General features: G+C 68.8%; 11 protein-coding genes. 3 read left to right on the forward strand and 8 right to left on the reverse strand.

Translation table 11 applies throughout. The features are described from left to right. Window positions 1-24: 24 nt before the first annotated feature. Both AC0CH3_RS00595 and AC0CH3_RS00600 read right to left on the reverse strand, forming a co-directional pair. The gene (locus AC0CH3_RS00595) at window positions 25-2,196 is read right to left on the reverse strand and encodes a primosomal protein N' (RefSeq protein ID WP_354301321.1); all 2,172 of its coding nucleotides are present in this window, start codon (window positions 2,194-2,196) and stop codon (window positions 25-27) included. 72 nt (window positions 2,197-2,268) lie between these two features. Next, entirely contained in the window at window positions 2,269-3,684 is a 1,416-nt protein-coding gene (locus AC0CH3_RS00600; RefSeq protein WP_354301323.1) for a sensor domain-containing diguanylate cyclase, read from the reverse strand. Between the two features lie 154 nt (window positions 3,685-3,838). On the opposite strand from AC0CH3_RS00600, the gene AC0CH3_RS00605 reads away from it, so the two are divergent. Then, entirely contained in the window at window positions 3,839-4,738 is a 900-nt protein-coding gene (locus AC0CH3_RS00605) for a tyrosine recombinase XerC (protein ID WP_354301325.1), read from the forward strand. Here the strand turns inward: AC0CH3_RS00605 and AC0CH3_RS00610 are convergent, their stop codons facing one another. The 5 genes from AC0CH3_RS00610 to rsmI all read right to left on the reverse strand — a co-directional run bounded on the left by AC0CH3_RS00610 (window position 4,739) and on the right by rsmI (window position 8,961). Next, window positions 4,739-5,338: a DedA family protein gene (locus AC0CH3_RS00610; protein WP_333994628.1), complete on the reverse strand. Its 600-nt coding sequence runs from the start codon at window positions 5,336-5,338 to the stop codon at window positions 4,739-4,741. A gap of 161 nt (window positions 5,339-5,499) precedes the next feature. After that, window positions 5,500-6,468, reverse strand: coding sequence for a glutathione synthase (gshB, locus tag AC0CH3_RS00615; protein ID WP_354301327.1), 969 nt, complete (start codon window positions 6,466-6,468; stop codon window positions 5,500-5,502). A gap of 170 nt (window positions 6,469-6,638) precedes the next feature. Continuing rightward, window positions 6,639-7,031, reverse strand: a complete 393-nt coding sequence (locus AC0CH3_RS00620) for a YraN family protein (RefSeq protein WP_354301329.1) — start codon at window positions 7,029-7,031, stop codon at window positions 6,639-6,641. A gap of 57 nt (window positions 7,032-7,088) precedes the next feature. After that, the gene (locus tag AC0CH3_RS00625; RefSeq protein ID WP_354301331.1) at window positions 7,089-8,075 is read right to left on the reverse strand and encodes an alpha/beta hydrolase; all 987 of its coding nucleotides are present in this window, start codon (window positions 8,073-8,075) and stop codon (window positions 7,089-7,091) included. A gap of 40 nt (window positions 8,076-8,115) precedes the next feature. Next, window positions 8,116-8,961, reverse strand: coding sequence for a 16S rRNA (cytidine(1402)-2'-O)-methyltransferase (gene rsmI / locus AC0CH3_RS00630; protein WP_354301333.1), 846 nt, complete (start codon window positions 8,959-8,961; stop codon window positions 8,116-8,118). Window positions 8,962-9,013: 52 nt separating this feature from the next. On the opposite strand from rsmI, the gene AC0CH3_RS00635 reads away from it, so the two are divergent. Continuing rightward, on the forward strand, window positions 9,014-10,198 hold the full coding sequence (locus tag AC0CH3_RS00635; RefSeq protein WP_354302059.1) for a penicillin-binding protein activator: 1,185 nt from the start codon (window positions 9,014-9,016) through the stop codon (window positions 10,196-10,198). A 42-nt stretch (window positions 10,199-10,240) separates the two neighbouring features. Here AC0CH3_RS00635 and hemW read toward each other — a convergent pair whose 3' ends face one another. Next, window positions 10,241-11,425: a radical SAM family heme chaperone HemW gene (hemW, locus tag AC0CH3_RS00640; protein ID WP_354301335.1), complete on the reverse strand. Its 1,185-nt coding sequence runs from the start codon at window positions 11,423-11,425 to the stop codon at window positions 10,241-10,243. Between the two features lie 43 nt (window positions 11,426-11,468). Between hemW and AC0CH3_RS00645 the strand changes: the two genes are divergently transcribed. Next, window positions 11,469-12,026: a CAP domain-containing protein gene (locus AC0CH3_RS00645; RefSeq protein WP_354301337.1), complete on the forward strand. Its 558-nt coding sequence runs from the start codon at window positions 11,469-11,471 to the stop codon at window positions 12,024-12,026. The last annotated feature ends 27 nt before the right edge of the window (window positions 12,027-12,053 follow it).

The following is a 12,053-nucleotide window of genomic DNA, read 5'->3' on the forward strand; positions in this document are numbered from 1 at the left end:
TTAAGGCGACGTTTCGTCAGGCCGTCAGAGGAAATTATACGGGTCGACGTCGACCGTCACGCGCACCTTCGACGGCCATTCCAGCGTACCGAGCCAGGCGCGGATGACGTCCTGTACGTCCAGCGCGCGCTTGGCATGGACGAGCAGGCGGTAGCGGTGCCGGCCGCGCAGCATCGCGAGCGGGGCGGGCGCGGGGCCATAGACGTGCATGCCCTCGACCTGCGGTGCCGACCTTCCGACGAGCCTTGCCGTGTCATGCGCGCATGCCTGGTCCTCGGACGATACGACGATCGCCGCGTATCGGCCGAAGGGGGGGGCGCCCGCGTCCTTGCGCGCGTCGGTCTCAGCCTCATAGAACGCGTCGGCGTCGCCGGTGATCAGCGCCTGCATCACCTGCGCCGCGGGACTGTGCGTCTGAATGAAGACGTGCCCGGGCTTCTCGCCGCGTCCGGCGCGACCCGAGACCTGCCGGATCTGCTGGAACGTCCGTTCCGCCGCGCGGAGATCGCCGCCGTCGAGCCCGAGATCCGCATCGACGACGCCGACCAGCGTGAGATTGGGGAAATGATACCCCTTGGTGACGAGCTGCGTGCCGACGACGATGTCGATGTCGCCCGCCTCCATCCGCCCGACGAACTCGGCGGCCTTGGCAGGCGACCAGATCGTGTCCGAGGTCACGACCGCGGTCTTCGCCTCGGGGAACAGCGCGGTGACCTCGTCCGCGATGCGCTCGACGCCGGGACCGCAGGCGACCAGCGTATCCTCGCCCTGGCATTCGGGGCAGACTCGCGGCGTCGGTTCGATATGGCCGCAATGATGGCAGGCGAGGCGCCGCGTCAGCCGGTGCTCGACCATCCACGCGGTGCAGTTCGGGCACTGGAACCGGTGCCCGCACGTCCGGCACAATGTCAGCGGTGCATAGCCGCGGCGATTAAGGAAGAGCAGCGACTGTTCGCGCCTGTCGAGCGTCGCCTGGATCGCCTGGACGAGGCGGGGCGCGAGCCAGCGGCCGCGTTCCGGTGGCTCCTTGATGAGGTCGATCGGTTCGATCGTCGGCATTTCCGCGACGCCGAACCGGCCGGGCAGTTTGAGTTCGGTATAGCGGCCAGTTGCAACTTGTTGCCGCGTCTCGATCGCGGGGGTCGCGGAGGCCAGGATGACCGGGCAGGATTCGAACTTGCCGCGCATCACCGCGACGTCGCGCGCGTGATAATGCACGCCCTCTTCCTGCTTGAAGCTCGTCTCGTGCGCTTCGTCGACGACGATCAGCCCGAGGTCGCGGTAGGGGAGGAACAGCGCGGAGCGCGCGCCGACCGTCACCAGCGCCTCGCCGCTGGCGATCGCGCGCCAGGCCCGACGGCGCTGGCTCGAGCGCAGTCCCGAATGCCACGCGACCGGTTCGCATCCGAAGCGGTCGTGGAACCGCTTGAGGAACGGTTCGGTCAGCGCGATCTCGGGGAGCAGGACGAGCGTCTGGCGGCCGTCGCGGATCGCCTGTGCGACCGCCTCGAAATAGACCTCGGTCTTGCCCGAGCCGGTGACCCCGTCGAGCAGGATCGGCTGGAACGCATGCGCCGCGACCCCGGCGGTCAGCGCGTCGGCCGCGCGCTGCTGGTCGGTCGAGAGCACGGGTTGATGATGCGACGGATCGGGCACGGGGTAGGGGCTGTCGATCGCGACCTCGACCGCTTCGAGCGCACCGACCTTGACGAGCCCGCGGATCACCGCGTCGCTGACGTCGGCGGCGGTCGCGAGCTCGCGGATCAGGCCCTGGCGGTCGGCGATACGCTCGAGCGCCTGCTCCCGTTGCGGCGTCAGCCTCGGCGGGATCGTGCCCGTCGCGCGGTACTCGACCGCGGTGCGCGCGCCCTCCAGTGCGGAGGTCGATGCGAGCGACATCCGCAGTACCGACGCGGGCGGGGCGAGATAATAGTCCGCGGTCCATTCGATCAGCCGGCGCAGCGGCGCACCGAGCGGCGGGACATCGGCAACCGCGAGCAGGTTGCGCAACCGGTTGTCGCCGACCTCCGCATCGGACGGCATCCGTTCCGCCTCCCAGACGACGCCGAGCAGCTGACGCGGGCCGAGCGGGACGACGACGATCGACCCGGGCTCGACCGTCGTGCCGGCGGGCACGCGGTAATCGAGCGGCCCGAGAGCGGCGTTGAGGATCAGGACACGGGCACGGGACGACATTGTCCCTGCATATGGGGGCGGATCGACTCGACGGAAACCATTTTAGCGATAGCGGATCATCGCCGGCGTCGGTCAGGCAGCGCGCTGCTGGTTCCCCCGCCGCCGCTCGCCGATGCGTTCGCGCTTGGCCTTGTACAGATGCGTGTCGGCCCGGTGGACGAAATCGCGGATCGAATGCGTGTCGGGCTGGAGCGCGGCGAGACCGACGGTCCCTGCGCTGACCATCGCGAGGCCGTCCTGGACGACGGGAAAGCGGAGCGCATCCTGCAGGCGGAGCGTGACGTCGTCGGGCGCCGAGACGAGCGCGGGATCCTCGAGGATGACGGCGAATTCGTCGCCGCCGAGCCGCGCGGCGAAGCTGCCGCACAGCCATGGCGCGCGCAGCACGTCGCCCACCTCGCGCAGGACGTCGTCGCCGGCATTGTGGCCCAGCGTGTCGTTGATCGCCTTGAACCCGTCGAGATCGACCAGCGCGAGCATGAGGGGCGTCTGGTCGCACCGCGCGCGCGCCATCGCCGCCTGCAACGCGCGGTCGAACGCGGCACGATTGGCGATGCCGGTCAGCGCGTCGGTATCCGCACTGCGTCGCAGCGAGACCTCGAGCGCGTGGCGGTCGGTGACGTCCTGGAAAATTCCGATGAGCGCGACCTGATCGTCATAGGCCGACTCGCCACTGGCCTCGCGCTCGCCGAGGATGCGCACCCGGCGCGGTTCGCCCGCAGCGGTCAGGAAATCCACTTCGAAATCGAACGGGCTTCCGGTTTCGAATAGCGAGGTCATCGCCTCCGCGACCTGTCCGCGCGCATGCGGGGGATAGAAAGCGAGCGCTTCCTCGGGACGCGGCGTCGCCCCGATCGGCAGGTCGTGGATGCGGAAGACGCCGTCCGACCAGTCGACGGGGCCGTCGGGCCAGACCGCGCGCCACGACCCGATCGCCGCCATGCGCTCGGCCTGGCGAAAGATCTGGTCCTGTCGCGTCAGCGTTGCCGACTGCCGCTCGGCAGTGACCGCGATCGCCAGCGCCTTCTGCGCCGAGGTCCGCGCGGCGATCGTCGTTTCGGCCAGGACGGCGAGATGCTGCAGCGCGCGGCGGCCGGCGTCGGTGAGGCTCCGCGGATTGGTATCGAGCACGCAGAGCGCACCGATCGCATAGCGATTGCCGCCGTCGTCGGTCGCGTGGATCGGCGCGCCCGCGTAGAAGCGCGCACCATCGGGCGCGGCGACCAGTGCGTTCGTCTCGAAGCGCGGGTCGAGGCTCAGATCGCCGATGACCAGCGGGTCGGTGCCGCGGATCGTGTAGTTGCAGAATCCGTCTTCGCGGCGAAATTCCTGCTGCTCGCCCGAGTTCGCAGCCTTGATCCACAACCGGTCGCGATCGACCAGCGTCATCAGCGCGGTCGGGCAATCGAGCATCTCTGCGGCGAGCGCGACCAGCGAGTCGAACTCGCGTTCGGGGTCGGTGTCGAGCAACGCCAATGCATGCAACATTGCGACCCGACGGTCTTCGAACGCGGCGTCGCTTCCTGTATTGGCAGGTGCGGAAGCGTGCGCATCGACAGCGATCAGGTCGGTGGATGACATGAGTCCTGATAACCCCAGACCGTTAATTTTCTTTGACGTTAAAACGCCCTAGCATGGATCGATGACGAAAACCGCAAGCCTTCCCGCGTCGATGCTCTGGGCGGATCATTTGGCCCGGGACCGGTTGCGCTCGGCGCATACCGTCCGCGCCTATCGTGGGGCGGCGGAGCGGCTGACGGCGTTTCTCGTCGGTCACTGGGGTGGCCCGGTCGACCGGATGGCGCTCGCCCGCGTCGGTACGGCCGAGCTTCGCGCGTATCTCGCGCATCGGCGCGGCGAGGGACTCGGCAATGCTTCGACCGCGCGCGAGCTGTCCGCGGTGCGCGGCTTCCTCGCCTGGGCGAACCCGGAAACGGACGTCGTCCGGCTGAAGGGACCCCGCGTCCACAAGGGGGTGCCGCGTCCGATCTCGCCCGCCGAGGCCGTGGCGCTCGCCGAGGAGGTCGCCGACGATGCCGCCGAGCCGTGGATCGGCGCGCGCGACTGGGCGGTGCTCATGCTGCTCTATGGTGGCGGACTGCGGATCGGCGAGGCGGTCGCGCTGCGCGGTGCGATCCTGCCGCTCGGCGAAACGCTTCGGGTGACGGGCAAGCGGGAGAAGACGCGGATCGTCCCGCTGCTGCCGCAGGTGCGCGACGCGATCGCAGCCTATGCCGCGCAGTGTCCGTGGCCACTCGTCCGGGACGAACCGATATTCCGGGGGGCAAAGGGCGGGCCGCTGGCGCCGACCGTGGTCAGGAAATCGGTGCGCGCCGCGCGTGCGCGACTGGGCCTCAGCGAGCGGACCACGCCGCATGCGCTGCGCCACAGCTTCGCGACGCACCTGCTGGGGCGGGGGGCGGATTTGCGCGCGCTGCAGGAACTGCTCGGGCATGCGAGCCTGAGTTCGACGCAAATCTACACGCAGGTCGACGCCGCGCATCTGATGGACGTGTATCGCAACGCGCATCCACGCGCGTGATCAGCCCTTCGGCTTCCAGGTCAGGACGCGCCAGCCATAGAGCAGCGCGATGATGACGAACGTCGCGACCGAGACGGGGCCGACATAGCGATCGAGCTGTTCGAACCGCGAGCCGAGCAGGATCCCGGCATAGGCGAGCACGGTGTTCCAGATCGCGCTGCCCGCCGCGGTCCAGACGACGAACTTCCAGATCGGCATGCACGTCATCCCCGCGGGCAGCGAAATCACCGTGCGGAATGTCGGCATGAAGCGGAATACGAAGATCACCCAGCCGCCGCGCTTCACAAAGAACCGGTGGACCTTCTCGATGTCGGACCATTCGATCGTGAGCCAGCGGCCATGGCGTTCGACGAACGGGCGGAACCGCTCGTAGCCGATGTTCCGGCCGATATAATACCAGAAGTAATTGCCGACGACCGAGCCGACGGTCCCCGCTGCGATCAACGGGATGACCGTCATATGGCCGCGCGCGACCGCGATCCCGCCCAGCCCCATGATGACCTCGGACGGAACGGGAGGCACGATGTTCTCGAGTGCCATCAGCAGGAAGATGCCGAAATACCCGCCCCAGGCGATCAGGTTGATGATGAATTCGGTCATGGGTATCAGATACTTCCGGCACCGCGGATGTGTTCCGCCGAGCGCCCGTGGTTACACGCACCCGGGCCTGATCGAACAACGGGCATACCGAGGAGCCGCGCGGGCGGCGCGATCCCTCCTATCAGGCCCTGACGGGCTGCGCGGTGGTGATTGTCGCGCGGTCAGGCGCCGCGGTTTACGCCGGCCTTTACCTTTGCCTCGATCGCGTCCCAGATCATGCCGGCGATGTCGGTCCCATTGAACCGGTCGATTGCGACGATCCCGGTCGGCGAGGTGACGTTGATCTCGGTCAGCCACTTGCCGCCGATCACGTCGATCCCGACGAACAGCAGCCCGCGTTTCTTGAGTTCGGGCCCGAGCACCGCGCAGATCTCGCGCTCCTTGTCGGTCAACTCGGTCTTCTCCGCCGACCCGCCAACCGCGAGGTTGGAACGGATCTCGCCCTCGCCGGGCAGCCGGTTGATCGCACCCGCGATCTCGCCGTCGACCAGCACGATCCGCTTGTCGCCCTTCGCGACGTCGGGGAGGAACGCCTGCACCATGTGTGGTTCGCGCCACGTCATGTTGAACACCTCGATCAGCGCGGACAGGTTGGCGCCGTCGGATTCGACCTTAAAGATCGCCTTGCCGCCATTGCCGTGCAGCGGCTTGATGACGATCGCGCCGTGCTCGGCAAGGAACTTGCGCGCTTCGTCGAGGCTGCGCGTGACGAGCGTCGGCGGCATGAACTGCGGATAATCGAGCACGAACACCTTTTCGGGTGCGTTGCGGACCTGCGCGGGGTCGTTGACGACCAGCGTCGTGTCCGCGATCCGCTCGAGCAGGTGCGTGGCGGTGATGTAGCCGAGATCGAACGGCGGGTCCTGGCGCATGAGCACCACGTCGGCCTCGTCGCCGAGATCGAGGTTCACGGGCTCGCCGACCGAGAAATGGTCGCCGACGACGCGCTGCACGGTGACGGGATACGCCTTCGCCCAGACCCGCCCGTCGCGGTAGTTCAGATCCTCGGCGGCATAGTGGAAGAGGCTATGGCCACGCTCTTGCGCCGTCAGCATCAGCGCGAAGCTCGAGTCGCCGGCGATGTTGATGCTGTCGAGCGGGTCCATCTGGACGGCGACGGTGAGGCTCATGCGTCTTCCTTCTGTTCGGTCGAGCGCATGTAGGTGCGCGCGGGGGCGAAGTCACCCGGTCACCCACGCCCCCTGCCGTCATCCTGACGAAAGTCAGGACCCAGAGCCAAACAGAGATGCCCAGAGTAATCCTGGGTCCTGACTTTCGTCAGGATGACGGGGGCGGGCCTCTATCCGATCCATGCATTCTCGATGTGCCGCGGCCGAGTGCCGGGGGCGAGCAGGATCACGTCGACGCGGATGTCGTCGGTCGGCCCGGCATAGCGCGACATCAGATATTCCGCCGCCGCCGCGACGCGCGCAAGCCGGCGTTCGTCGATCGCGAAGTCGAGGTCGGCAACGGTCGCGCGCGTCTTCACCTCGACGAAGGCGACGAGACTGCCCTTGCGCGCGACGAGATCGACTTCGCCGGCCGGGGTGCGGACCCGGCGGTCGAGGATCTGCCAGCCCTTCAAGCGGAGCCACCAGCCGGCGAGCCGCTCCCCGCGCCGTCCCGCGTCGTCCGCCTGGCGGCGCGATGCCGCGCTTCGAGCGGGTCGTTTGACGGGGCGGGGTCCGGCCATGAGAGCAGGGTGCCCGCCAGCGGGCGAGCGGGCAAGACCGCATGCCGCGTTCTAACGTTACGGCCAGCGCGCCTCGACGAATCGGGCAATCGCATCGGCGAGCTCGCGGTCCTCGGGCGTTCCTCCCATGAACCCGCCATGCGGCATCGCCTCGAAGACGTGGAGTTCGGCAGCGACGCCGGCCCGCAGCAGCGCGCGGTGCATGCGGACGGTGCTGGACAGGAACAGATCGCGCGTGCCGGTCTGCAGGAAGGTCGCTGGGAAGCCGGTGGGATCGCCGAAGAGCGGGGAGACGAGGGGGGCGGCGAGGTCCGCGCCGTTCGCATACAGCAGATTGCTCGCCATCAGCGACCCGGGCAGCACGACGTCGATCGTGCGGTTGGTCGCGAAGCTGTCGCCCGATTCGGTCAGGTCGACCTGCGGCGACAGCAATACCAGTCCCGCGGGGAGCGGCAGCCCTTCGTCGCGCGCACGCAGAAGCATTGCCGCGGCGAGGTTGCCGCCCGCCGATCTTCCGCCGACGACGATGTTTCCGGGCGCGTGCCGTTCGAGCACATGGCGATACGCTGCCATGCAGTCGTCCAGCGCGGCGGGATAGGGGTGTTCGGGCGGGGTGCGATAATCGACGGCGTAGCAGCGGACGCTATGCGCATCCGCCTGCATCTGCGCACCGGCGCGACACGCCTGGCCGCCACCGAATACCAGCGCACCGCCGTGCAGGTCGATATAGGCGCAGTCCGCGCGCGCGATCGTGTCGGGCGTCGCGACGTGGACGATCGCGCTGCCCATGCGGATCGTCTCGACGCGCGCGTGCAGCCCGCCTGCCAGCCCCTCGACCGAGGCGGCATATTGCGCATCGACCGCGGCCTTCATCCGTATCCAGCCGTCGTGATCGGTCGGGTCGGGCATCGCGTACAGCGCGTGGACCGGTGTGCCGTCGTCGCCGACCAGCCGTTGCAGCGCGGCGCGTGCGGGGGCGCTGATCGATGTCGGGAAGGGCACGATCCTCCGGTCGACCACCACGCCTTGTGCATCGTCGTTCATAGCGTTCCCATAGTGTTACGCGCCGCCGGCAAGCCCGGCCTCAGCGATCCTGCTTCAGCACGAGCGCCCGCGCGTAGAGCGTCTTGCGGTCGAGCCCGAGCGCCTTTGCGACCTCACTCGCGGCCTGGCCGGTCGACAGGCGGGTCAGCGCCTCGGCAAGCGCCACGTCGGCGTCCTCCGCGCTCGCGGGCGGCGCCTCGCCCGGCGGGGCGACGACGATGACGATCTCGCCGCGCGGCGGGGCGTCGGCATAGCGCGCGGCGAGCGTGGACAGCGTGCCGGTCACCGCCTCCTCGAATTTCTTGGTGATCTCGCGCGTGACCGCCGCCTCGCGATCGCCAAGTCCCTCGGCGAGCGCGGCGAGGCTGGCGCCGAGCCGCGGGCCCGATTCGTACAGGACCAGCGTTGCGCGGATCGTCGCGATCTCGGCGATCGCCTCCGCGCGGGCGTGCGCCTTGGACGGGAGGAACCCGACGAACAGGAACCGGTCGGTCGGCAGCCCGGCGAGCGTCAGCGCGGCGACCGCCGCACACGGGCCCGGGATCGTGACGACGAGATGCCCCGCCGCACGCGCGTCGCGGACCAGCTTGAAACCGGGATCGGAGATCAACGGCGTCCCCGCATCCGACACGAGCGCGACCGCCTCCGTTGCCATGCGGGCGATCAGGCCGGGGCGCACCCCTTCGGCATTGTGATCGTGATACGGGACCATCGGCGTCTTCGTCCCGACATGGCGAAGCAGCCCGGCGGTCACCCGGCTGTCCTCGACCGCGATCACGTCGGCGCGGCTGAGGATATCGGCGGCACGCGGCGACAGGTCGCCAAGATTGCCGATCGGGGTCGCGACGATGTAGAGGCCGGGGTTCAATAGGGTTTCAGGGTTCATGGGGATTGTCATGGCAGACGTAGCGACGATTGGGCAATCGGGCCGCAGACAGATGCACGCGTTTGGGCGTCTGACGGTGCGCGGGGTTGCGCTGACGGCAGCGTGCCTGCTGGGGGCGTGCCAGACGATCGTCCCGCGCGGCCCGGTCGAGCCGTCGCAGCAGCGCCCGACCACGCGGCCGGCGGAGCGTCCCACGCTCGACGTCGAGGCCGGCATCCCGCGTGATGCCGAGCGCAACCGCGTCGCGCTGCTGGTGCCGCTGTCGGGGAGCAATGCGGGCGTCGGGACGTCGATCGCGAACGCGACGATGATGGCGCTGCTCGATACGCAGAACCAGCGCGTCCGGATCACCAACTATGATACCGCGACGGGTGCCGCCGCCGCTGCGCAGCGCGCGATCGCCGAGGGCGCGCAGCTGATCCTCGGGCCGCTGCTGTCCGACGACGTGCGGACGGTCGCGCCGATCGCGCGCGCGGCTGGTGTGCCGGTGCTGAGCTTTTCGAACGACCTCGGGGTCGCGGGCAATGGCGCGTATCTGATGGGCTATGTGCCGACGCAGGCGATCACGCGCGTGGTCGATTTCGCCAAGGAGCGCGGTGTCAGCAATTTCGCCGGGCTCATCCCCAACGGGCTGTACGGCGAGCGGGCATCGACCGCGTTCCTGCGCGCGGTCGAGGGCGCGGGCGGCCAGGTCGTCTCGCTCCAGACCTATGGCCGGACTGCGGGGGGTGTGTCGGGTGCGGTTACGCGACTGGCGGCGAAGGCGCCCTATGATGCGGTGCTGATCGCCGACAGCGGCAACACGGCGGCGTCCGCGGCCGCACTGGTGAAGCGCGGGGCAGGTGCCTCGACGCGGATCCTCGGGACCGAATTGTGGAATTCCGAATCGAGCATTGCCAGCAGGCCGTCGCTCAGCGGTGCATGGTATGCGAGCGTTTCGGATACGCTGTACCGGCAATATGCCGCCAAATATCGGGCGCGGTTCGGCAGCGGGCCGTTCCGTCTGTCGAGCCTCGGCTATGATTCGGTGCTGCTGACGGTGCGGATTGCGCGCGACTGGAAGCCGGGGACGGCGTTCCCGGTCTCCAAGCTGCGCGACGGGGATGGTTTTTCGGGTATCGACGGTGCGTTCCGCTTCGGCCGCGACAACGTCGCCGAGCGCGCGCTGGAGGTGAAGGAGATCCGCGGCGGGACGACGAGCGTGGTCTCGCCGGCGCCAACCGGGTTCGGGAAATAGGCTTGGCGCCTCCTGCTCTCCCGCGCGTGGCGGGAGAGCAGGTCAGGCCGTCACGATTTCGGGCAGGATCGCGTCGAGGAGCAGCGCGCCCGCCTCGGTGACGCGCAACCGGCCGGGTGACCTGGCGATCAGGCCAAGCGCCTCGAGCCGTTCGACCGCCGCGAGGTCGACGGGAACGACGCCGGCGTTGAGCCGCGTGATCCGGTCGAGATCGACGCCCTCCGCGAGCCGAAGCCCCATCAGCAGCGCCTCGGTCGCGCGCGTCGACGGGGTCAGCGGATCCTCGACCTCCATGCCGTGGCCGTTGCGCTCGATCGCCGCCATCCAGTTCTCGGGCTTCTTGCGGCGCACCGTTGCGAGCCCGCCACGGCGACCATGCGCGCCGGGGCCGATCCCGGCATAATCCTGATATCGCCAATAGGCGAGGTTGTGGCGGCTTTCCGATCCCGGTCGTGCGTGGTTCGACGTCTCGTAGGCCGGCAGGCCGGCAGCGGCTGTATCGGCGCGCGTCGCCTCGAACAGGTCGGCGGCGGAATCGCCGTCGGGAATGACGATCCGGCCGGCGAGCGCATCCGTCGCGAAGCGCGTGCCGGGCTCGATCGTCAGCTGGTAGAGCGACAGGTGTTCGGTCCCGAAGCTCAGCGCGCGCGCGAGTTCGGCGCGCCAGTCGGCAAGGCGCTGCCCGGGCAGGGCATAGATCAGGTCGAAGCTGACACGCGGAAAGACGCTCTGCGCGATGCCGAGCGCCGCCTGTCCTTCGTTCACGTCATGCGCGCGACCGAGGAATTTGAGCGCCTGATCGTCGAGCGACTGCAATCCCAGCGACACGCGGTTGATGCCCGCGCGCGCGAGATCGGCAAAGCGCGCGGCCTCGACCGAGGAGGGGTTGGCCTCCAGCGTGATCTCGATCTTGTCGGCAAATCCCCACGCCCGGTCGGCGGCATCGAGGATCGCGGCGACGGTGTCGGGGGGCATGAGCGACGGCGTGCCCCCGCCGAAGAAGATCGACTGAAGCTTGCGCCCCGGCAGCACGCTGGCCTCGTGCGCCAGATCGGTGAGCAATGCGGCGCGCCAGGCGGCCTGGTCGACGCCTTCGCGGACATGGCTGTTGAAGTCGCAATAGGGGCATTTCGACACGCAGAACGGCCAGTGGACGTAGAGCGCGAGATCGCCCGGTCGATCGCTGGCGTGATCGCGGGCGGGGCTTGGTGTTTCGACGACGGACATTATGTGGCGCATATGGTCGCATGGCGCGGCGGAAGGAAGCGCAATGCGGGTTTGGTCGGGTTTGACGGTGGCGGCGGCACTGATGATCGCGGGCTGCGCACAGGGGCCCGAGCGCGTGGTCGAGCGGCGTGAGACGCAGGCGCCTGCGCCACGCGGGGCGGCGCTGCTCAAGGCGGTGATGATGGAGGGGCACAATGCCGCGCGCGCCGCGGTCGGCGTACCGCCGCTGGTGTGGAGCGATACGCTGGCGACGACCGCGCGCAGCTATGCCGAGGAGATGGCGCGGACCCGCAAGTTCGAGCATGCGGCGCAACCGCAGGGACCGGGGCGCGAGGGCGAGAATCTGTGGACGGGGACGCGCGCGGCCTATGCCTATCCGGAGATGATCGGCCACTGGGTCGCGGAGAAACGCGATTTCGTCAACGGCGTGACGCCCGCCTTCAGCCGGACGAGCAAATGGGAAGACGTCGCGCACTATACGCAGATCGTGTGGCGCAACTCGACCGCGGTGGGCTGCGCGACCGCCAGCAACGACCGCGACGATTACCTGGTATGCCGCTATTCGCCGCCGGGTAACGTGGTCGGCGAGCGGACGTTCTGATTGCGCTCCGGTCGAACGCTGTGCTCT

Source organism: Sphingomonas sp. AC449 (genome assembly GCF_979253475.1).